General features: G+C 63.9%; 17 protein-coding genes. 7 read left to right on the forward strand and 10 right to left on the reverse strand.

Going from position 1 to position 22857, the window contains the following annotated elements; genetic code table 11:
• Positions 1–45 precede the first annotated feature (45 nt).
• Positions 46–1674, forward strand: a complete 1629-nt coding sequence (locus tag AADV58_RS16320; protein ID WP_051295334.1) for a diguanylate cyclase — start codon at positions 46–48, stop codon at positions 1672–1674.
• Between the two features lie 12 nt (positions 1675–1686).
• Here the strand turns inward: AADV58_RS16320 and hemA are convergent, their stop codons facing one another.
• A complete protein-coding gene (hemA, locus tag AADV58_RS16325; RefSeq protein WP_028994232.1) occupies positions 1687–2937 on the reverse strand; it encodes a glutamyl-tRNA reductase in 1251 nt (416 codons plus the stop codon).
• A gap of 138 nt (positions 2938–3075) precedes the next feature.
• Here hemA and AADV58_RS16330 point away from each other — a divergent pair, with 138 nt between their 5' ends.
• The 5 genes from AADV58_RS16330 (at position 3076) to AADV58_RS16350 (ending at position 11196) form a co-directional block, all read left to right on the forward strand.
• On the forward strand, positions 3076–3630 hold the full coding sequence (locus tag AADV58_RS16330) for an OmpA family protein (RefSeq protein ID WP_341743709.1): 555 nt from the start codon (positions 3076–3078) through the stop codon (positions 3628–3630).
• Positions 3631–3787: 157 nt separating this feature from the next.
• The gene (locus AADV58_RS16335; protein ID WP_028994230.1) at positions 3788–5872 is read left to right on the forward strand and encodes a methyl-accepting chemotaxis protein; all 2085 of its coding nucleotides are present in this window, start codon (positions 3788–3790) and stop codon (positions 5870–5872) included.
• Positions 5873–5895: 23 nt separating this feature from the next.
• Positions 5896–7347, forward strand: a complete 1452-nt coding sequence (dacB, locus tag AADV58_RS16340; RefSeq protein WP_281985615.1) for a D-alanyl-D-alanine carboxypeptidase/D-alanyl-D-alanine endopeptidase — start codon at positions 5896–5898, stop codon at positions 7345–7347.
• 109 nt (positions 7348–7456) lie between these two features.
• On the forward strand, positions 7457–8389 hold the full coding sequence (locus AADV58_RS16345) for a substrate-binding domain-containing protein (RefSeq protein WP_341743710.1): 933 nt from the start codon (positions 7457–7459) through the stop codon (positions 8387–8389).
• 2 nt (positions 8390–8391) lie between these two features.
• Positions 8392–11196, forward strand: a complete 2805-nt coding sequence (locus AADV58_RS16350) for a PAS domain-containing hybrid sensor histidine kinase/response regulator (protein ID WP_341743711.1) — start codon at positions 8392–8394, stop codon at positions 11194–11196.
• Here AADV58_RS16350 and AADV58_RS16355 read toward each other — a convergent pair.
• From AADV58_RS16355 to AADV58_RS16390, 8 genes are read right to left on the reverse strand one after another with little or no spacing between them, the layout of a single operon-like run.
• Positions 11176–11580 carry a DUF4870 family protein gene (locus AADV58_RS16355; protein ID WP_028994228.1) on the reverse strand — a complete coding sequence of 135 codons (405 nt, stop codon included), beginning with the start codon at positions 11578–11580 and terminating at the stop codon, positions 11176–11178. The genes AADV58_RS16350 and AADV58_RS16355 overlap by 21 nt on opposite strands.
• A complete protein-coding gene (locus AADV58_RS16360; RefSeq protein WP_028994227.1) occupies positions 11577–12074 on the reverse strand; it encodes a GNAT family N-acetyltransferase in 498 nt (165 codons plus the stop codon). Before AADV58_RS16360 ends, AADV58_RS16355 begins: the two co-directional genes overlap by 4 nt.
• Positions 12071–13546, reverse strand: a complete 1476-nt coding sequence (gene ubiD, locus AADV58_RS16365; protein WP_028994226.1) for a 4-hydroxy-3-polyprenylbenzoate decarboxylase — start codon at positions 13544–13546, stop codon at positions 12071–12073. The genes AADV58_RS16360 and ubiD overlap by 4 nt, the downstream gene beginning before the upstream one ends.
• Entirely contained in the window at positions 13543–14418 is an 876-nt protein-coding gene (gene ubiA, locus AADV58_RS16370) for a 4-hydroxybenzoate octaprenyltransferase (RefSeq protein ID WP_341743712.1), read from the reverse strand. Before ubiA ends, ubiD begins: the two co-directional genes overlap by 4 nt.
• Complete coding sequence (locus AADV58_RS16375; protein ID WP_341743713.1) at positions 14415–15191, reverse strand: hypothetical protein; 777 nt, start codon at positions 15189–15191, stop codon at positions 14415–14417. Before AADV58_RS16375 ends, ubiA begins: the two co-directional genes overlap by 4 nt.
• A 43-nt stretch (positions 15192–15234) precedes the next feature.
• Positions 15235–17115, reverse strand: a complete 1881-nt coding sequence (locus tag AADV58_RS16380; protein WP_341743714.1) for an MFS transporter — start codon at positions 17113–17115, stop codon at positions 15235–15237.
• Positions 17112–19253: a bifunctional acyl-ACP--phospholipid O-acyltransferase/long-chain-fatty-acid--ACP ligase gene (gene aas, locus AADV58_RS16385; protein ID WP_341743715.1), complete on the reverse strand. Its 2142-nt coding sequence runs from the start codon at positions 19251–19253 to the stop codon at positions 17112–17114. The genes AADV58_RS16380 and aas overlap by 4 nt, the downstream gene beginning before the upstream one ends.
• A complete protein-coding gene (locus tag AADV58_RS16390) occupies positions 19253–19519 on the reverse strand; it encodes an ArsR/SmtB family transcription factor (RefSeq protein ID WP_245580502.1) in 267 nt (88 codons plus the stop codon). Before AADV58_RS16390 ends, aas begins: the two co-directional genes overlap by 1 nt.
• A gap of 170 nt (positions 19520–19689) precedes the next feature.
• Between AADV58_RS16390 and AADV58_RS16395 the strand changes: the two genes are divergently transcribed.
• Positions 19690–22023: a penicillin-binding protein 1A gene (locus AADV58_RS16395; protein ID WP_341743716.1), complete on the forward strand. Its 2334-nt coding sequence runs from the start codon at positions 19690–19692 to the stop codon at positions 22021–22023.
• A 15-nt stretch (positions 22024–22038) separates the two neighbouring features.
• Here the strand turns inward: AADV58_RS16395 and AADV58_RS16400 are convergent, their stop codons facing one another.
• On the reverse strand, positions 22039–22785 hold the full coding sequence (locus tag AADV58_RS16400; RefSeq protein WP_028994220.1) for a M48 family metallopeptidase: 747 nt from the start codon (positions 22783–22785) through the stop codon (positions 22039–22041).
• Between the last annotated feature and the right edge of the window lie 72 nt (positions 22786–22857).

The following is a 22857-nucleotide window of genomic DNA, read 5'->3' on the forward strand; positions in this document are numbered from 1 at the left end:
TCATTCTGCGAGCCGCATAATCACGCATTCCCGAAAAGCGACGCAATGTCCTCCTTCCCAAATTCCATCGTAGCCCTGGCCGCCACCCTCGAACGTGGCTGGCAAAGCTATCGCAGCTCTGGTGAGTTCGACCTTTTCGTCGAATTCACGCTGTCGCTGAACGGCCTGACCGAACAGTTGCATCGTCAGCACCTGCCCGGCCTGGTACGCGCCTGCCAGGAACTGGAAAACACCGCGCTGACCTTCTTCGCCGACCGCGAGATGCACCCCATCCCGCTCGACCAGGCGGTGGCCATCGAGCGCAAGTTGCAGATCATTCTCGGGGAATTGCGCCGCCACGAAACCCCGGCCATCCTGGCCCGACGCACGCTGGACACGGCGGAAGGACAAATCGGCGACTGCTGGAACCAGCCCCGCCGCGTCCTAATCGTTTCCCGGGAAAACCACCCGTGGTCGGCATCGCTGGCCGAACAACTCGGCTTCTTCGGCTTCACCCCGGAAGAAGCGCGCTGGGGCGAGCAACCGGCCAACGACGAACCGCCGCTGGCCATCACCTTCATCCCCGATGTCGAGGGACGTGCCTACCCGCCGGCCGCCATCTCGGCGATCATCGCCCTGCGCACCCGTTTCCCGACCAGCTATTTCTACTGCCTGTCGGTGCCGTCCAACCTGCAGAGCATCGTCCTGCTCCAGCGTGCCGGCGCCGATGCCTGCGTACCGGTCGGCAACAAGGTCAGCGACGTGCTGTCGCGCATCCTCGACCTGGTCGAAATGCACGAACAGGAAATGCACCGGGTGCTCATCGTCGAAGATTCGGCCACCGCCATCGCCCACATCCGCCGCTCGCTGTCGCAGCACGGCATCGACAGCAAGGCGATCAACGACCCGCGACTACTCTTCGAAGTGGCCAACGAATACCGTCCCGACGCCATCCTGATGGACATGTACATGCCCTTCTGCACCGGCGTCGAAGTCACCAGCGCTTTGCGCCAGATTCCCGAATACCAGGCGCTGCCGGTGATCTACCTGTCGAGCGAGAACGACATCGTGCAACAGGTCGAGGCGCTGCGCCTGGGCGGCGACCAGTTCCTGACCAAGCCGGTCAACCCGATCATCCTCGCCTCAGTGGTCAAGACCAAGATCGAGCGCTACCGGGAAATGCTCTATTCCGGCCAGCACGACAGCCTGACCGGCCTGTTCAACCATTCAACCTCGAAGGTCCAGGTCGAGCGCCTGCTGCACGCAGCGCAACCCGACGGGCAACTGGTCGTGGCGATGATCGACATCGACCGCTTCAAGACGATCAACGACAACTACGGGCACCCGGTCGGCGACCAGGTCATCCGCAGTGTCGCCTGGCTGTTGCGCGGCCGTTTGCGCAGCACCGACCTGGTCGGTCGCTATGGCGGAGAGGAATTCATCATTGCCCTGCCCGGCATCGACCCGGCCCAGGCGATCGGACTGATCGAACAGATTCGCGAGGATTTCTCGCAACTGCCGCACGCCCATGCCCACGGCACCCTGCGTGCCACGCTCAGTTGCGGCGTTGCCGCGCTACCGGACTACCTGACCGCCTCGTCGTTGATTGCTGCAGCCGACGACGCTCTGCTCGAAGCCAAGCGCACCGGACGCAACCGCGTTGTCCTCAACCGGGGCAATCCTCAGGGCCAGTAAGGCCCGACGACCTCAGTCGCCGCTGCGCAGGTGGAACAGTCGTTCGACCGCCGCATGCAACTGCACGCGGTCCTCACCGTCGGCCGCATTGAGGGTGCTGGTCGGTGCGTGCAGGAACTTGTTGCTCAAGCGCTGCGCCAGTTGTTCGACCACTTTCTCCGGCGCTTCGCCCTTGCCCAGGGCCTTGAGCGCGTGCTCGACCTCGTGGCGTCGGATCCGGTCAGCCGAGTCGCGCAAGGCGCGGATCACTGGCACCGTGTCCCGCGACTGCAACCAGCCGACGAACTCGCGGACCCGCTGGCCGATGATGTCCTCGGCTTCGACCACGGCAGCCTGCCGCGACTCCATGCCGCTTTCGACAATCTGGGCCAGGTCGTCGACGGTATACAGGAAAACGTCGTCGAGTTCGCCGACTTCCTCCTCGACGTCGCGCGGCACCGCCAGGTCGACGATGAAGATTGGCCGGTGCCGGCGTGCCTTGATCGCCCGTTCGGCCATGCCCAGGCCGATGATCGGCAGCGGACTGGCGGTACAGGAGACGACGATGTCGTGCTGCGGCAGGGCGTCGGCCAGTTCATCGAGCCGGATGGCCTTGCCACCGTAGCGCTCGGCCAGTTCGCGACCGCGTTCGACAGTGCGGTTGGCGATCGTCACCTGTTTCGGCTGTTCGGCGCAGAAATGCGCTGCGCACAATTCAATCATCTCGCCGGCGCCGATGAACAACACCCGCTGCCCGGCAATCGAATCGAAGATGCGTTCGGCCAGATGCACGCCGGCGGCGGCCATGGAAACGATATTGGCGCCGATCGCGGTTGTGCTGCGCACCTCCTTGGCCACCGAAAAGGCGCGCTGGAAGAGCTTGTGCAGTTGCGTGCCCAGCGTCCCGACCTCTTCCGCGGCACGCACCGCATCCTTGACCTGCCCCAGGATCTGCGGCTCGCCGATGACCATGGAGTCCAGTCCGCAGGCAACACGGAACGCATGGCGGATCGCTGCCGGCTGATCGTGTACATAAAGGAAGGGCGACAGTTCGTCATGCGCGACCTGGTGATAGGCCGTCAACCAGTCGATGACCCGCTGCGGCGACTCCGCAGCGCAATAGATCTCGGTCCGGTTGCAGGTGGACAGGATCGCAACCTCGCGCACCACCTGGGCATGTGCCAGCTCGGCCAGGGCATGGTGCAGCTTGTCAGCACCGAAAGCGACGCGCTCGCGGATGGCGAGTGGTGCTGAATGATGGTTGATGCCTAGGGTGAAGATCACTGGAAAACGCCAGGTGCAAATTTCGGTGGGCGATTATATCACTGCCGTGCGGGCGGGTTTTCCGGGGCGGGCCAAAGCAAACTGGTCGGAAAGCGGGAGAGCGGATATCATTCTCGCTTTCCCGGATGCCAGAACACCATGCGTACGCTCCTTGCCCTCCTGCTTGCTTCCCTGCTCAGCGCCTGCGCCACGAGCGACGATCCGTCCCGTACGCGCCAGGTCGCCCAGACCGGCAACCTCAAGGTGCACCCCGGTCTGCTCGGCCAGCCGGTGCCGACTGAGCTTCAGGTCCCACAGACCGTCGCCGCCCGCGAAGTCGAGCAAGCGCCGATGCGCATGGACGAAGAAGGCCTGCGCACGCAACGCAGCATCTATTTCGACCTCGACAAGGCCGACCTCAAAGCCGATTACGACCCGGTCATCAGCGCCCACGCCCGCTACCTGGCGCGTAATCCGAATGCCAAGGTACGCGTCGAAGGCCATGCCGACGAACGCGGCAGCGCCAGTTATAACCAGCGCCTGGGCCTGAATCGCGCGCAGACGGTACGAGCCACCCTGCTCGGCTACGGCGCTGGCAAGCAACAGGTCAGCATCAAGAGTTGGGGTAAAGCAAAACCCAAGCTGCTTGGCCGCAACGAAGAGGCCTGGGCCGAAAACCGCCGCGCCGACATCGTCTACGAATTGGAAAAATAAACGCCTTTCTGGCGCATCAACAACCCGCCCATCCGGCGGGTTTTTTTCGTCAACATCTGGACACATTGCAAAATCAGCATGACGAACAACACGAGCTATTACTAACGTTATATATTGCTGGGCTAAGCATCTCCATCGCCACGCTTCCGGACACAACATGAAAAACAATCAGCCCGTCACCCAGCATGAAGTGCATTTCCCCCGTGACACCTATCTGGTATCACGCACCGACCTCAAGGGCATAATCACCTATGCCAACGACGCCTTCGTCAACATCAGCGGCTTCACCCGCGACGAACTGATCGGCAAGAGCCACAATCTTGTTCGCCACCCGGACATGCCGGAAGCCGCCTTCCAGGATTTGTGGGGCACGGTGAAGAAGGGACTGCCGTGGCGCGGCATGGTCAAGAACCGCTGCAAGAACGGCGATTTCTACTGGGTCGAGGCCTTTGTCGTCCCGCTCAAGAAGAATGGCCAGATCACCGGCTACATGTCGGTACGCACCCCGGCCCCCAGCGCCAAACGCGCCGCCGCCGAAGCCGCCTACGCTGCTGCCGGACAGAAGGGCCGTCTACCGGCCACCGGTCGTAAATCGCTGTCGCTGCGCGCCCGTATCTGGGCAACCATGGCGGCGCTGGTCGTGTTGATGAGCGTGGTCGGCATTGTCGGCCTGACCAGCCTGAAGAGTACCGACGACGAGTTGATCGCCCTGTACAACGAGAACCTGGTCCCGTCCAACATCGTCAACCGGATGATGTTCCTGCTCTCGGACAACCGCTCGCAGATCATGCTCGGCCTGCAACACGACACGTCCAGCCAGTTTGCCAAACTGCACGACCACCCGATCGACCTGCACATCGACAACACCCTGAACAACCGCAAGGAAATCAACGAACTGCTCGACCGACTCAAGGCCATTTCGCTGACCGACAAGGAAAAGGCGCTGCTCGACAAGTTCGGCGAGACCCGCGAACGCTTCTCTCGCGAAGGCATCAACAAGGCCCGCGACCTACTGCGCCAGGGCAACTTCATGGACGCCAATGTCCTGCTGCTGCGCAACATCAACCCGCTCTACGCCGAGATGCAGCGCGATGGCCAGGCGCTGATCCAGGCCATCGCCGATGGCGCCAATGCCCGCTACGAAGCGGCCGACGCACACTACCGCTGGGTGCGCAATCTGAGCATCGGCCTGCTGGTCGCTGCCGTCCTGCTGGCGGTCATTGGCGGCGCCTTCCTGGTCAATGCCATCGTCGGCCCCATCCGCAAGACCATCGACCAATTCGACCGGATCGCCGAGGGCAAACTGACCGACGAGATCGACATCGAAGGCCGCGACGAAACCGGCCTGCTGCTATGCAACCTCGGCGTCATGCAGGGGACCCTGAAAGCCATGCTCGACGAGATCAACGCCGCCTCGCGCGCCATCGACTCGCGCAGCAAACTGCTTGAAACCCAGATGGCCCAGGTTACCTCGCAGTCCGAGCAACAGCAGGCCAGCGTCGAGGGTGTGGCCGCCGCGACCGAGGAATTCAGCCAGTCGGTCCAGGAAGTTGCCGCCAACGCCCAGGACACGGCCAGTGCCGCCCGCGAATCACAAAACCAGGTCAACCAGAGCAACACCAACATCAGCCAGAGCATGGCGGCGACCAACCGGGTGGTCGATGCCGTCAATGCCTCGAACGGCACCATCGATCAGTTGAACCGCTCAATCGCCAAGATCGGTGACATTACCAGCGTCATCGCCGACATCGCCAGCCAGACCAACCTGCTGGCGCTCAACGCGGCCATCGAAGCTGCCCGTGCCGGCGAGCAGGGGCGCGGCTTCGCCGTGGTGGCCGACGAGGTACGCAAACTGGCCGAACGGACAACGACCTCGACCGCCGACATCAATACCACGGTCAGCGAAATCCAGTCGGTCACCGCACAGGCCGTGGCCAGCATGGACGTCGCCTCGCAGGAAGTCGAAACCGGAATCGGCAAGCTGCGCGAGAGCGTTGCTGGTCTGGAAGGCATCACCCAGTCGTCGAGCCAGGTTTCCCTGATGGCCGGGCAGATTTCCGATGCTGCCCGCCAGCAGGGCATTGCCAGCGAAGAGGTCGCCATCAGCATGCAGCAGATCACCGACCTGATCGAGCAGAACACCAACGCCGCCCGCCAGGCCCGCCAGGCTTCGGCCGAATTGCTGCAGACTTCGAAATCGCTGGCCGACCTGATTTCCGGCTTCGAGCTGTACAAACGCTGATCGCCGGTCGACGGCAACGTAGAATGGGGGCTTCAGACCCCCATTTTTTCGTCTGCCGCACCATGCTCGCCCGCCCCTTCATCCTCTTGTTGTCGCTGCTGGCCCTGACCGCCAGCACCCCGACCTTCGCCCAACTCCCGCCGCCGGTTGTCCGTGCCCTGCAGGCGGCGCAGATCCCCTTGGACAAGGTGGCCGTGATCGTCCAGCCGGTCGACAGTGCGACGCCGACCCTCGCACACAATGCGGAAATGGTCATGAACCCGGCGTCGGTGATGAAACTGCTCACCACCTATGCCGCACTCAATCTGCTCGGCCCCGCTCACACCTGGCAAACCACCATCCTCGCCGAGCAGCCGGTCGAACGCGGCACGCTGCCGGGCAACCTGTACCTGAAGGGCAGCGGCGACCCCCGCTTCACCGTCGAACACCTGTGGCTGCTGCTGCGCCAGTTGCGCACCCGCGGCGTCGACCGCATCGCTGGCGACATCGTCCTCGATCGCAGTGTTTTCGCCAGCATGACCTTCGATCCTGCCGCCTTCGACAACAAGCCGTTGCGCGCCTACAACGTCGGCCCCAACGGCCTGCTGATCGATTTCCAGGCCCTGCGCTTCACCCTGCTGACGACGGACGGACAAGCCCGGGCATGGCTGGAATCGCCCAGTGCCGGCCTGATCGTGGACGACCGCCTGCAGACACTGAACGGCCCCTGCCCCGGCGACTGGCGCGACCGCATCGCGCTCGCGCTGATCCCCGACGGCAGCAGCCGTCGCCTGGAAATCCGTGGCAGCTACGCAGTGCAGTGCGGCGAACGCACGGTCAACCTGGCGCCGCTGTCCGCCGACGCCCATGCCAGCGGCCTGATTCTCGCGTTATGGCAGGAACTGGGCGGGCGCATCGACGGCCAGGTTCGCCCCGGTCAGACCCCGGCTACCGCCGTCGCCTTGGTGCGCCACGAATCCGCAGCACTGGGCGAAGTCGTGCGCGACATCAACAAGTACAGCAACAACGTCATGGCCCGCCAACTTTTCCTGACGCTCGGCAACGATGGCGCACCGGCCAGCAACGAGCGGGCGACGCGCCGCATCATTGACTGGCTACGCACGCGTCGCCTGGACTTTCCCGAACTGGTCATCGACAACGGCTCCGGCCTGTCGCGCAGCGAACGGATCAGCGCCGGCAACATGAACCGCCTGCTGCTCGATGCCTGGCGCAGCCCGGTGATGCCGGAATTCATCGCCAGCCTGCCGCTGGCCGGTATCGACGGCACCATGAAGAAACGCCTGAACGGCGACGCGGCCAGCGGCCGGGCGCATATCAAGACGGGCACACTGAACGGCGTACGCACCGCCGCCGGCTATGTGCTCGACGCCAACGGCCGCCGCCACGCCCTGACTTTTTTCATCAACGACCCGCGCGCCCAAGCCGGCGGCGAAGCCATCGACGCCCTGCTCAACTGGCTGGCCGACAGTCGATGACTTGCTGGTCACGGCTCGAAAAGCGACCGTGAATGGGTTAAAGTGAAGCTATTGGTGCGACAGCGGCACAAGAATCGCTGACGCCAAACAGAAGAGAAGGGAGTCTCTCATGCAACGCCGGCAATTTAGCCTGCTCGCCCTCGGGCTGAGCCTGGCGCCGCAGTTATTTGCCAATCCCTCCCGGCAGCGCAAGCATGTTGTCGCCTTCGCCCAGGACACCATGGCCAACGACTGGCGCGCCGCCCAGGTCCGCGACCTGCAGCAGGCTTTCAGCAAACGCCCCGACATCGAGTTCGTCTTCAGTGACGCCGGCGGCGACACCGCCCGCCAGGTCCAGGACATCGAGCAGTTCGCCGCACGCGGCGTCGACATCCTGATCACCAGTCCGCGCGATGCCGACCTGATGCGCGAACCGATCGCCCGCATCCATCGCCGGGGCATTCCGGTCATCCTGCTGTCACGGCGGGTCAATGGCGAGGAATTCACCCATTTCGTCACCGCCGACAACCGCGCCATCGCCCGTCAGGCTGCGCAATACCTGGCCAGGCGACTGAACGGCAAAGGCCGGATACTGGTGTTGCAGCACATCCCGACCTCGACCCCGGGACAACTGCGTACCGAGGGATTCATGGACGAACTGGCCAGACACCCCGGACTGAAGATTGCCGCCGTCAAGCGTGCCGATTCGCAACGCGCACTGGCCATCCAGAAAGTCGAGGAAGCCCTGGCCGAAAACCTGGCCTTCGATGCCATCTACGCCCAGTCCGACAGCATGGCACTCGGCGCCATCATGGCACTGAAGAAGGCGGGACGCGATCCCCGGCAGATTCCGATCACCGGCATCGACTTCATCACCGAGGCGCGCAACGCCATTCGCGCCGGTGACCTCGACGCCAGCTTCACCTACCCGACTTTCGGCCGGGAAGGCGCCGAGGCCGCGCTGAACCTGATCGATGGCGGCCGGCTGGCAACGCGCGAACGTATCGTCGCATCGATTGCTGTCACCCGCGACAACGTGGAGCGGATCGAACCGATATTCTGATCGTGCGCAAGCTGCCCCTGGCCCATCGGCTCCTCCTGCTGTGGTTTGCCGCAACCCTTGCCGTGCTGGTGGTTGCCGGCTTGCTGTTTTCCGTCCTGCGCGGGCAGCAACAATGGGAAGAACAGACGCGCACGATCGACGCCGCCTGGCATCACCTCGACACGGAAACCGAATATCGTGCCCAGGAACTGGCTGGGATGACGCGAACGCTGAGCGAATCGCCCAAGCTGCAGGCTACCCTGCACCTGTTTGACGGCTACTTCGACAGCGAACGCGGCAACCCCGACATCTTCGACTTCCCTGCCCGCGAACTCGCCTTGCTGCTCGGTGAAAGCGGCCGGACCAGCGGCATCGACTGGTTGCTGGTCAGCGGCCGGCACGGTCCGATCGCCGGCTATGCCATGCAGCAGAATCTCTACTGGTCGCAGCGCAGCGAAGGCGAGCCGGTGCTTTTCGCCAGCAAGGCCAGTCTGGCACCGTTCGAACCGATTGCCAGCATTGACCTGGCAGCACCAGCCAACGGCAGCGATAAGGTCCGTTTCGGGCGTTGCCGCACCGCCCCCGGCATCGCGCTGGTCCATGACCTGCCCGTCGTTTCAGCGGCCGGCGAAATCGGCCGGCTGTCGGTCGGCCGCTGCCTGGATCTCGCCTTCATCGAACGCACCGCCGGCGAAACCGGCCTGGCCTTCGCCATCGGCAACGACGAAACGCTGCATTCGGCACTGATGCCGCCCCAGGCATTGATGACCGACAGCGGCAAGGAACGCGAGCTGAACTTGCGCTGGTTTACCGACCTGCACCTCGGCAGGTCCGGAGAACACACCTTCTCCACCGCCACCGCACAACTGGTCGATGGCCCCGCCGTCAGCTTCCGTTTTGTCCGTCCGGCTGACATCGGTGATGCCTCCACGGGTTTGCTGATCGGCGCCGGCTTCGCCAGCCTGGCTGCCGTTTCGCTGCTGGTATTCATCATCGGCCTGATTTTCATGCGCCGGGAAATCATGAATCCACTCGACCGCCTGATGCAGGCCGTCGACTCGGCCCGCAGCGGGCACTTCGTGCCGGTCGACGGCAAGCTGCCGGACAACGAACTGGGGACGCTGGCGCGTGTCCTCAACGAGACCATGACGGCGCTGACCCGTGAGCGCGCGCACCTGCACACGCTGGTCGACACCATCCCCGACCTGATCTGGCTGAAGGATCCGGAAGGCGTGTACCTGGCCTGCAATCCGCGTTTCGAGCAGTTTTTCGGCGCCAAGGAAGAGGAAATCGTCGGCAAGACCGATCACGATTTCGTCGACGCCGAACTCGCCGACTTTTTCCGCGAAAAGGACCTGGCTGCCGTTGCCGCCGATGGACCAAGCACCAACGAGGAATGGCTGCACTTTGCCGGCTGCGACTATCAGGGCTTGTTCCTGACCACCAAGGTGCCGATGCGCCTGGCCGATGGCACCCTGATCGGTATCCTTGGGATTGCCCACGACATCACCGAACTGCGCGCCGCGATGGATGAAATTGCCGGCCACCGCGACCAGCTGGAGATCAAGGTCCGCGAACGCACCGCTCAGCTTGAAGCAGCCATCGAACTGCAGAAGACAACCGAACTGGCATTGCAGGAAGCCAAGGAAGTTGCCGAGGCGGCCAGCCAGGCCAAGAGTAGTTTCCTGGCCAACATGAGCCACGAAATCCGCACCCCGCTCAACGCCATCACCGGCATGGTGCACCTGATCAGCCGCGCCGGTGTCCCGCCCGATCAGCAGGAGCGCCTGCACAAGATCGACCTGGCCGGCCAGCATCTGCTGAACATCATCAATGCCATCCTCGACCTGTCGAAGATCGAAGCCGGCAAGTTCGAGCTCGAGGAAAACGAACTGCAGCCGGGCAGCATCCTCGCCAATGTTTCCTCGATGATGCTCGACAAGGCGCTGGAGAAGGATTTGCGACTGGAGATCGTCAACGCCGTTCCCGGTCTCGTGCTGCGAGGTGACGCCGGCCGCCTGCAGCAGGCATTGCTCAACTTCGCCGCCAATGCCATCAAATTCACCGACCAGGGCAGCGTTACCCTGAAGGTCAGCAGCGAACAGGAGGACGAGCACGGCGTCCTGCTCCGCTTCGAGGTCCGCGATACCGGCATCGGCATCGACCCGGCGGCCCAGGCCCGCCTGTTCTCCGCCTTCGAACAGGCGGACAACACGATTACCCGACGCTTCGGCGGTACCGGCCTGGGCCTGGTCGTGACCCGCAAACTGGCGCTGGCCATGGGCGGCGACACGGGGGTCAGCAGCCAACCCGGGCACGGCAGCACCTTCTGGTTCACCGCCCGACTGAAACACGGCCACGCCAGCATCACCGCACCGAGCCGCCCGAGTATCCAGGGAGAGAGCGCCGAAACATTGCTCGCTCGCGACCATGCTCACTGCCGCCTGCTCCTCGCCGAGGACGAACCGATCAATCGCGAAGTCGCACTGTCGCTGTTCAGCGATGTGAACCTGCAGGTGGATGTCGCCGAAGACGGTCAGCAGGCACTGGAGATGGCAACCCGCGGCAATTACGACCTGATCCTGATGGACATGCAGATGCCGCGTCTCGACGGTCTCGAAGCGACCCGCCGCATCCGCGCGCTACCGGCGCGGCAACACGTACCGATCCTGGCGATGACCGCCAATGCCTTTGCCGAGGACCGTCAGCGCTGCCTCGATGCCGGCATGGACGACTTCATCGCCAAGCCGGTCGATCCCGACATCCTGTTCGGGACGGTGCTCAAGTGGCTGCGCAAGCGCGCCGCCTCACAAGCCGATAGCGTTTGAACTGCCGAGCGCCAGCCAGCCGCGGACAACGCGGTAGGCAACCCAGAAACCGAGCACCAAGATCACGCCGATGGCGATCGGAATACCGATGATGGTGATCAGAAACAGGCCATAGACACCGAGCCACAGCACGGTGAACCAGAAGGTCCGGATCTGCCAGCGAAAATGGCTTTCCAGCCAGGTGCCGCGAACTTCGCTGCGCATCCAGTAGTTGAGGAAGACCGCCAGCAGCGACGGCACCCCGAAGACAAAGCCGCCGGCGATGGTCGCCGACGAGGTGACGCCGACGACGACGGCAATCGCATGCAGGCCGTAGATCAGGTGGGTGACATTGACCAGCGACGGGCGCACGCCGCCGGGGCCGCCAGGGACAGGCTCGTTCATGATTTCTCCTCGGCCAGCAGTTTCTGCAGGAACAGCGCCTGACCAGCCGCCGGGTCGAGCACATAGGGCGCGAAACCGGCGAGCTGGTACGAAGCCATCGCCTGCTGGTTGTTCGACAACACTTCCAGCGTCAGCTTGCAGCAGCCGAGTGCCCGCGCCTTGGTCTCGGCCCAGGCCAGCAGCGCCTGACCGATACCCTGACGGCGGCGGTCGCGGCGCACCACGATATCGTGGATGTTGAGCAGCGGCCGGGCAGCGAAGGTCGAGAAACCGGCGAAGCAATTGATCAGCCCGACCGGCTTGTCGCCAGCCAGCGCCAGTCCGCCGTGATAGACCGGCACACCCTTCAAGCCTGCGACCAGCGTCGCCTTGACCTCGGGCTTGAGGCCCTGACCGCCGCCCATCGGGTCCTGCGCGTAGTGGTCGAGCAGCTCAAGCAAGGCCGCCGCATGGGTGGTGTTGTTCAGATCGAGATCGATGACGGTCAGGCTCATAAGCCCAGTTTCCCCCAGAGATCGTCCACGCGCTGTTTAACCGCAGCGTCCATGACGATGGGCCGCCCCCATTCGCGCTGGGTTTCGCCCGGCCACTTATTGGTCGCGTCGATCCCCATCTTCGAGCCCAGGCCGGCGACCGGGCTGGCGAAGTCGAGGTAGTCGATCGGCGTGTTATCGACCAGGGTCGTATCGCGCACCGCGTCGAAACGCGTGGTCATCGCCCAGATCACTTCCTTCCAGTCGCGGATGTCGATGTCGTCGTCCACGACAACGATGGTCTTGGTGTACATGAACTGGCGCAGGAAAGACCAGATGCCGAACATGATGCGCTTGGCGTGGCCGGGATAGGCCTTCTTGATGCTGACGATGGCCATGCGGTACGAGCAGCCTTCCGGCGGCAGGTAGAAATCGACGATTTCGGTGAACTGCTTCTGCAACAGCGGCACGAACACTTCATTGAGCGCCACGCCCAACACCGCCGGCTCGTCGGGCGGCTTGCCGGTATAGGTGCTGTGGTAGATCGGGTTCTTGCGCATGGTGATGCGGTCGACCGTGAACACCGGAAATTCCGCCTGCTCGTTGTAGTAGCCGGTGTGATCACCGTAGGGGCCTTCGAGCGCCATCTCGCCGGGATGGATATGGCCTTCGAGAACGATCTCGGCGGAAGCGGGCACTTGCAAACTTGAGCCGAGGCATTGCGTCAGCTCGGTCTTGCCGCCGCGCAGCAGGCCGGCGAACTGGTATTCGGAAAGGCTGTCCGGCACCGGCGTCACCGCGCCGAGTATGGTCGCCGGATCGCAGCCGAGGACCACGGCAATCGGGAAAGGCTGGCCGGGGTTGGCCATCTTGAAATCGCGGAAATCGAGCGCACCGCCGCGATGCGCCAGCCAGCGCATGATCAGCTTGTTCGGCCCGAGCACCTGCTGGCGGTAGATGCCGAGGTTCTGGCGGCTCTTGTGCGGGCCTTTGGTGACGACCAGGCCCCAGGTGATCAGGGGCGCGACGTCGCCGGGCCAGCAATGCTGGATCGGCAGCCGCGAGAGGTCGACGTCCTTGCCTTCCCAGACGATCTCCTGGCAGGGCGCGTTCGACACCTTCTTCGGCGCCATGTTGAGCACCTGTTTCAACACCGGCAGCTTGTCCCAGGCATCCTTCAGGCCCTTGGGCGGCTCCGGTTCCTTGAGGTAGGCAAGCAGCTTGCCGACTTCGCGCAGCGCCTGCACCGAATCCTCGCCCATGCCCAGGGCGACGCGCCTGGGCGTGCCGAACAGGTTGGTGAGTACTGGCATCTCGTGACGCCGGCCCTGCGTATGAGCCTTTTCGAAGAGCAGTGCCGGACCGCCGGCGCGCAGCACGCGGTCGCCGATCTCGGTCATCTCCAGGTGGGTATCGACATCGACCGCAATGCGCTTGAGTTCGCCGGTCTTTTCCAGTTGCGACAGGAAGTCGCGCAGGTCGTGGTATTTCATCGGAGCAGGAAGTCCAGGGCGATGCCGGCGAAGATGATGCCGCCGACCCAGTTGTTGTGCAGGAAAGCCTTGAAGCAGGCCATGCGTTCGCGGCCACGAATCCAGGTGTAATGGACGCCCATGACGCCGGCGGCGATGGCCAGGGCGCTGTAGAACGGCCAGCCCAGCGCGTAGGTACTGCCAACCCAGGCGATCAGCGCCAGCGTCACGGCGTAGCAGAGCATGACGGCGGCGACGTCGAAACGACCGAAGGTGATCGCCGAGGTCTTGATGCCGATCTTGAGGTCGTCGTTGCGGTCAACCATGGCGTATTCGGTATCGTAGGCAACCGCCCAGAAGATGTTGGCCAGCAGCAGCCACCAGGCTTCGGCCGGCACGCTGCCCTGATGCGCGGCGTAGGCCATCGGGATGCCGAAGCCGAAGGCGATGCCCAGGTAGGCCTGCGGAATGGCGAGAAAGCGCTTGGTGAAGGGATAGCTGGCAGCCAGGAAGACCGCCGGAATCGACAGCCAGATCACCAACGGAATCCTCAGTACCAGCACCAGCGCGAAAGCCAGCAGGCAGAGGACGGCGAACAGCGCCAGTGCTTCCTTGGTGCTTACCCGACCGGCAGTCAACGGACGTTCCTTGGTCCGTTCGACATGCTTGTCGAAATCGCGGTCAGCGTAGTCGTTGATGACGCAACCGGCCGAACGCATGAGCACGGTGCCGAGCACGAAGACCAGCAGCACGGCCCAGTCCGGACGGCCATCGGCAGACAGCCACAAGGCCCACAGCGTCGGCCACAGCAAGAGCAGGATGCCGATTGGCTTGTCCAATCGCATCAGCTTCTCGTAGAGATCCAGTCTTTCCTTGATCGCGGCCAGGGTCATGCGTCGATTCTACCTTCTGTGTCACGTGCCCGCCGCGCCTGCTGCCAGGCAACGACGGCCTGCCCGGAATGGGCGAGGATGGCCTGGTAACGTTCAGCAGGCAGCGCGTGACGCAAGGCCGCGAACAACTGCTGCGTGCCGTCCTGGGCCATCGCCGAGGCCGCCGCATCGGCGAGCAGCGAAATCTGGATGCTGGCCAGCGCGTCGGCAATCAACCGCCAGCCGAGTTCCGGCATCTGTTCGTTGAGCCCGAGCAGCAGGCTGCCCAGCGGGCGGACCAGGCCTTCGGCCTGCTCGGCCGTTTCACAGGCGGCCATCGCATGCCACAGCGCGAGATGGATGCTGCGGCGCAGTTCGACCTTGAAATCGACGGCGGCGAATTCATTCCCCGTCAGCGCCGCAAACTGTTGCTGAAAGCGCGCATCGGCATTGGCGTCGAGACGCGTGCGCAGACCGCCGATCAGCGCCGTCAGCGCCGGAATCGCTTGGAGCTGGAATGCCTGCGTGTAAGCCAGCCCCCAGGCGTCGAGCCCGTTGATCAACAGGGCCAGACGCAACGCGCGGGCATCGTCGTCGGCGCCGGCCTGGCTCCAGTTGTAGCAGCGCCCGGCCAGTTCGCCGAGGGCGCCGGCTTCGGCGTCACTGTCCGGCGCGACGGCCATGCGGAACACGGCGGCAAAGGCATCCTGCGCCAGGCGCGCGGCCAGTCGCTGGCTGTCGGTATCGGCCAGGGTGGCCAGCGGGTCGGCGGGAATCGGGGAAGCGGTGGCCATCGTCAGCTTTCGGGCAAAGTCCGGGATTTTACCGCCGCGCCGGCTATTTGGCCGCCCCCCGCAAGCTCAGCACGCGTTCGAACAAGGTCGTCGGCGTTGCCGCCGTCGGCGCCAGCGGCGCGCCGACGTGCAAGCTGATCGGCGAAAACATCCCGCGGCGGAACGGCGTTTGCATCGCCGCACCATCGATGCGCGAGAAAAAACTACCCCACAAGCCGGACAGCGCCATCGGCACCACCGGCACCGGATTGGCCGCGAGGATGCGGGCGATACCCGGGCGGAAAGGCTGCAACTCGCCATCACGGGTGATGTTGCCTTCGGGGAAGATGCCGACCAGTTCGCCATTGGCCAGTGCGGTCGACACCTCGGCAAAGGCCTTCTCCGTCAGCGCCGGGTCTTCCTTGGCCGAGGCGATCGGAATCGCCCCGCAGTGGCGGAAGACGAAGCCGAGCAGCGGCGTGCGGAAGATGCGGTGATCCATGACAAAGCGGATCGGCCGCGGTGACGCCCCCATCAGGATCACCGCATCGGCGAAGCTGACGTGGTTGGCGACCAGCACCGCCGGCCCGGCCAGCGGGATGTGTTCGACGCCTTCGCTGCGCAACCGGTACACCGCCTTGACCAGCAGCCAGGCGACGAAGCGCAGCAGAAATTCCGGCACCAGCCCGTAGATGTACACCACGACTGCCGCATTGAGCAGTGCCGCGATGCCAAACAGCGCCGGGATCGACAGTCCGGCGCCGAGCGCCGCCGAGGCCCCGAGGGCGCCGACCACCATGAACAAGGCGTTAAGGATGTTATTGGCGGCAATGATCCGCGCCCGGTGGCTGGCCTCGCTACGCGTCTGCACCAGCGCGTAGAGCGGGACGATGAAGAAGCCGCCGAAGACACCGATCATCAGCAGGTCGAACAGCACCCGCCAGATCGCCGGGATACTGAGCAGCGCCGTCAGTTCATGCGCCGTCGTGCCGACCAGGCCGACCGGCGAGGCACAGTACAGGTCCAGGCCGAACAGCGTCAGGCCAATCGAGCCGAAGGGCACCAGGCCGATTTCGACATGCTTGCCCGACATCCGCTCGCAGAGCAGCGAGCCGACCCCGATACCGACCGTGAAGATGGCCAGCAGCAGCGTCACCGTCGTTTCGCCACCGCCGAGCACGTTCCTCGTGTAGGCCGGGAACTGCGCCAGGAACAAGGCACCGTAGAGCCAGAACCAGGAAATGCCGAGAATCGACAGGAACACGATCCGGTTACCCTTGGCAAAAGCAATGCTGCGCCAGGTTTCGGTCAGCGGATTCCAGTTGACCTTCAGTTCGGGCGCCGGCGGTGGCGCCGCCGGAATGCCCCGGCTGTAAAGGTAACCGAGCACCGCCACGGCCAGCCCGCCAACAGCGATCCACACCGGCTGACTCACCGCCCCCGCCAGCAGCCCGCCGGCCAGCGTGCCGATCAGGATGGAAACGAAGGTGCCGGCCTCGATCAGCGCGTTGCCGCCAACCAGTTCGTCCTCGCGCAGGTGTTGCGGCAGGATCGAATACTTGACCGGGCCGAACAGCGTCGACTGCAGGCCGAGCAGGAATAGCGCGGCGAGCAGCCAGCTCAGGCTGTGCAGCCAGAAACCGGCGGCGGCGACGCCCATGATCAGGATCTCCAGCACCTTGGACAGCCGCGCCAGGCCGGCCTTGTCGTACTTGTCGGCCAGTTGCCCGGCGGTCGCCGAGAACAGGAAGAAAGGCAGGATGAACAGGCCAGCCGCCAGATTGCCGAGCAACTCGACCGGTATCGTTGTCCACTGCACCGCCTGGAAAGTCAGCAGCACAACCAGCGCGTTCTTGTACAGGTTGTCGTTGAAGGCGCCGAGAAACTGCGTGCCGAACAGCGGCCCGAAACGCTTTTCCTTGAGAAGTCCGAATTGTCCGCTCATGCCGCCTCCGCCATCTGTTTCAGCGTCACGTAATCGATCTTGCCGGTGCCGAGCAAAGGCAGTGCGTCGACCAGCTTGATCTTTCTCGGCACCGCCAGTTCCGGCAGGCCGAGCTCGCGCGCCTTGCTGGCCAGCGCCTCACGGTTCAGTGCCGGGTCGGTGGTGAATAGCACCAGCCCCTCGCCCTTGCTTTCGTCCGGCTGGCTGGATGCGGCGTGCTGTTTTTCCGGCGCGCTGGCGACGGCGAGTTTCTCGACCACTTCCAGGCTGACCATCTCGCCGGCGATCTTGGCAAAGCGCCTGACCCGGCCGACGATCTTCACGAAGCCCTCGTCGTCTATGTCGACCACGTCGCCGGTTTCATACCAGCCATCACCGGCTTCCGAAGTCGGCGCTTGCAGCACGCCGGGCTGTTCGGCCTTGAGATAGCCGGCCATGACGTTGGGACCGCGCACGTGCAGGATGCCGCCGTTATCAATGCCCGGCACCGGCACCAGCTTGTGCTCGATGCCCGGCAGCAGGTTGCCGACGGTACCGGTTTTGTAGGCCATCGGCGTGTTGACCGCCAGCACCGGCGCAGTTTCGGTCGCACCGTAACCTTCGAAGATGCGCACGCCGAACTTCTCGAACCATTGGCTGCGCACCGCTTCGGAAAGCTTCTCGGCACCGGCGACAACGTAGCGCAGGCGGTAAAAATCGTAGGGATGGGCGAACTTGGCGTAGTTGCCGAGGAAGGTCGAGGTACCGAAAAGCACGGTGCAGCCACGGTCATAGGCGACTTCCGGGATCACCCGGTAATGCAGCGGCGACGGGTAGAGGAAAAGGTTGGCGCCGGTCAGCACCGGCAGCAACGCGCCGGCGGTCAGACCAAAACTGTGGAAGATCGGCAGCGCGTTCAACACCTTGTCGTCGACCGAGAAATCGATCACCGCACGGATCTGCGCAATATTGGCGAGCAGCGCCCGGTGCGGCAGCACGACGCCCTTGGGCTTGCCCTCCGAACCGGAGGTGAACAACACCACCGCCGCCTCTTCGGGCGACGCCGACAATTCGAAGGCACGCGGAAAATGGATCGCCCACAGCATCAGCCACAGCTTGTCGCCCAAGCTGATGCGGTCGCGGATATCTTCCAGGTACAGCAACTCAACACCACGCAGCCCGGCCAGCTTGTCGGCGAGCTTGGCCTGCTCGACAAAGGCGCGCGAGGTGACCACCGTCTTTACCTCGGCAGCGGTGCAGGCGGCCTGCATGGCGTCAGTACCGGCCGTATAGTTGAGCATGGCCGGCACGCGCTTCCTGGCACTCAAACCGAAAACCAGGCCAACGGTAGGCACCAGATTGGGCAACAGCAAGCCGACCTTCTCGCCAGGCGCCGATACGCGCTCGATCTGTCGGCCCAGCATCAAGGCCATCTTGAGCAGGTCGTTGTACGAATACTCGATCTGCTTCATGTCCTCCAGCAGGCGCCGGCCGCGCCCGTACACCGTGGCCGCATCGCACAGCGCGCCGTACAGCGTTTGCGTGGGACGCGAAGCAAAGATCATTTCCTGCATCAACTTGCGCATCTGCTCGCCCGCCTTGCGCCGGCGTAATTTTGCGGTCGACGCCGCCGGCATCGGGAAATGCGCTTCCGGCAGCACGGTCAGGCGGATTTTCGGAAACAGCACCTTCGGATATTTGCCCGACAGGCGCGAAAAATACGAGCGCGACGCGCCATCGACGCGTACCGGAATCACCGTCGCGCCGGTCTTGGCAGCGACGAAGGCCGGGCCGTCGTAGACCTTCATCAGCGAACCGGTCTGGGTAATCCGCCCCTCCGGGAAGATGACCACCGGCCGGCCGGATTCGATCAGCCGGATGACCTTCTTCATCGCCATCGGGCTGGTCGGATCGACCGCCAGGTAATCCACCTGCGACAGCAGCAGGCGGAAGTACCAGCGCCGAACAACCCCGGTATGGACCACGAAAACCGGATCAACCGGCAGGAACAGGCCGAGCAACAGGCCATCGAGAAAGGATTCGTGATTGGCGACGATCAGCAGCTTGTGCTGCGAAAAATCGCACTGCCGGAACTGCACATCAACGCGGAACAGCAGGCGGGCGACCACCCGCAGGATTGGACGCAAAACGGCACGCATCAGGTGGACTCCCGAACGTAATCAAGAACGTTGGTAAAGGTGGTTTCCAGCGCCTTACGGTCAATCCAGAACCACACCTCCTTGCCGATCTTCTCCGAGGCCAGCACGCCGGACTCATGAAGCACTTTCAGGTGGTGCGACACGGTCGACCGCGCCAGCGTCGACACTTCGGCAATCTGCCCGACATTCAGACGCTCACCCGGCTCGAACAACAGCAGGATGCGCTGACGATGTTCATCGCCCAAGGCAACGAACATCCTGGACATGACGGCCCACTGCGGGGGGATGGTTTGGCTGTAGTCAGATTTCATGTCGACAAGTTTAGTTATATCGATATGATATAGTCAAGCAAAACCACCGAAATTTTTTGTCTTCAACATTACGGCTAAACTGCGCCTTCAAGCGGCCCAGTTGCCACCTCGACCAGGACCAACGCGTGAATTTCTTCTCAACCGACGTCAAGTTTCTTGCCTTACCTTTTGCCCAAGCCAATTACCGCAATGACCTGCGGCGCACGCTCCTGGCGCTGAGTGCCATTGGCGTGCTGACGGTGTTCGTGCTGCTCGGCGGCACCCTGCTGAGCATCCTGCCCAGGCTGCCATCGCTCGACCTGGTCACCGACTATCGCCCGAAAATCCCCTTGCGCATCTATACCGCCGACGGCGCGCTGCTCGGTGAGTTCGGCGAGGAACGCCGGGACTTCACGCCGATTCAGGAAATTCCGCCGGTGTTGAAGGATGCCCTGCTGGCGATCGAGGATGCGCGCTTCTACGAGCACGGCGGGGTCGATTACCGGGGCGTGGCGCGGGCGGTGGCTGCCGGGCTGACCGGCGGCATGCGCCAGGGGGCATCGACGATCACCATGCAGGTGGCGCGCAATTTCTTCCTGACGCCCGAGAAGACGCTGCGCCGCAAACTGACCGAGGTGATGCTCTCCTACCGCATTGAATCGGCCTTGAACAAGGACCAGATCCTTGAGCTCTACATGAACCAGATTTACCTCGGCCAGCGCTCCTACGGCTTTTCCAGCGCCGCCCGCACCTACTTCCGCAAGCGCCTGCCCGAGCTGACGCTGGCTGAGGCGGCGATGCTCGCCGGCATTCCGCAGAACCCGTCCAAACACAACCCGGCGGTCAATCCGGCGCGGGCCAAGGCACGCCAGGAACTGGTGCTCAAGCGCATGCTGCAACTGGAGACGATCACCCAGGCGCAGTTTGACGAGGCCGTCGCCCAACCGCTGGCGGTCAGCCAGCGCATGCAGTTCGAAGCCCAGGCCGACCATGTTGCCGAACTGGTTCGCCAGGAGCTTTATGCACGCTACCAGGGGGCCACCTATACCCAGGGTTTCAACGTTTACACCACGCTCGACAAGGCTGAACAAAACGCTGCCTACGAATCGCTGCGGCGCAACGTGCTGGCTTACGACCAGCGCCACGGCTACCGCGGCCCGGAAGCTTACGTCGAGCTGCCAGCCGACGCCAACGAACGCGAGGAAACCATTGATCAGGCGCTGGCCAAACACCCGGGCAGCGACAAGCTTATCGCCGCCGTCGTCACCGAGGTTTCAGCCAAGCGCATACGCGCCGAACCAGCCTTCGGCGACACCCTGGAGATCACCGGCAATGGCCTGCGCTTCGCCGCCCGCGCCCTGCAGCCGAAAACGCCGCTGGCCGAGCGCATCCGCGTCGGCTCGGTGATCCGCGTCAGCCAGGACGCCAAGGGCCATTGGGCGATCGCCCAGATGCCGGAGGTGGAAGCAGCTTTCGTCGCTCTCGACGCCGAGGACGGCTCCTACCGAGCGCTGGTCGGCGGCTTCGACTTCTACCGCCGGCAGTTCAACCACGTCACCAGCGCCTGGCGTCAGCCAGGGTCGATCATCAAGCCTTTCGTCTATTCAGCGGCGCTGGAAAAGGGCTTCTCGCCGGCCACGCTGATGAACGACGCGCCACTGTCGCTGCCCGGTGGCGCCGACGGCCAGCCATGGGAGCCGCGCAACGACGACGGCTACGACGGCACGCTGACGCTACGCCGGGCGCTCGCCCGCTCCAAGAACGTGGTCGCCGTGCGCCTGCTGCAGGCGATCACGCCGCAGTATGCGCGCGACTATCTGACGCGCTTCGGCTTCGACGCCGCCAAACACCCGGACAACCTGACGCTGACGCTGGGCAGCGGCTCGGTAACGCCCCTGCAGATGGCCCAGGCCTACGCGGTGTTCGCCAACGGGGGCCACCAGGTCAGCCCGCGCCTGATCGAGAAGATCACCGACGCCCGCGGCCAGGTGCTGTGGGAAGCCCCGGCGCCGTCGAAGGAAGACAGGCAACCGGTGATCGATCCGCGCAATGCCTTCATCATCGACAGCATGCTGCGCGAAGTGGTGAGCAGCGGCACCGGCGCCGCTGCCAGCCAGCGCCTGGGGCGCAGCGACCTGGCCGGCAAGACCGGCACTACCAGCGACGCGGTCGACGGCTGGTTCGCCGGCTACGCCGCGAACGTGGTGGCGGTGGCGTGGATGGGTTACGACCAGCCGAAATCGCTCGGTGCCCGCGAATTCGGCGCCACCCTGGCACTACCGATCTGGGCCGACTACATGCGTCAGGCGCTGGCCGGCAAGCCCGCCAGCGAGCGGACGGCGCCGCCGGGCGTTTCCTACGTCGACGGTGACTGGGTGTACGACGAATTCACGGGCGACGCCGGGGTCAAGGCACTGGACGTGGAGATGTCGCCGCTTGATTCCATTTTCGATGCGATACGGAAGATATTTGGGGACTGAGCAAGGCCCCCTGATTTATACCTGGGCGCGCATGCGCTCGGCCCGGGCTTTCGGGCTCGGGTGGGTGGACAGCCATGACGCCCCACCGCCGCCCAGCGCATCGAGTTTCTCCAGCGCCGTCACGCAGGCCGCCGCCGGATAGCGCTGGGACTTCATGAACTGCATCGCCAGATCGTCGGCCTCGTTCTCGTTGGCCTGCGAATGCTGGGCGCGAACGACCTGCTCAAACAGGTCGCCAAGTTGCGATTCGGCAAGCTGCGCGGTCTTGCCGCCGGTCGATGCCACGGCACTGCGCAGGGCGCTGGTGCGCATCGCGGTCTGGATGCGGGACTTGGTGTGACCGGCCTTGACGTGGCCGATTTCGTGACCGATCACGTAGCGGATCTCGTCGTCGGTGAATTTGTCCATCAGCCCGCTGTAGACGCGGATGGTGCCGTTGGCCATGGCAAAGGCGTTCACTTCCGGCGTCAGGTAGGCCTTGATGTCGAGCTTGAGACCGTCGTAGCTGTCCAGCCCCTTGGCCAGTTTGGCGATGCGTTTGCCGTAGGCATCCTTCGGCCCGGCCAGCTTGTTCTTGGCATCGGAATCGGCGGCCATCTGGTCGAAGTAGGACTTGAGGTCGGCGTCGCTGAGCGTCTCCGATTCCATCAGCGTCTTGCCGGCTTCGAGCACCTTGCCGAAATTGAACTGGGCCAGCACCGGATTGACGGCACTGACACCGGACATCAAAGTACCCAACAGCACGAAATCGCGACGTTTCATCAAAGCTCCCGACGGTAAAAACTGGAAAGGCGCGATTATATGCCATCGACACATTTCCAATGCAATGCAGCA

This window comes from Azonexus hydrophilus (genome assembly GCF_038368255.1).
Taxonomy (GTDB): Bacteria; Pseudomonadota; Gammaproteobacteria; order Burkholderiales; family Rhodocyclaceae; genus Azonexus; species Azonexus hydrophilus.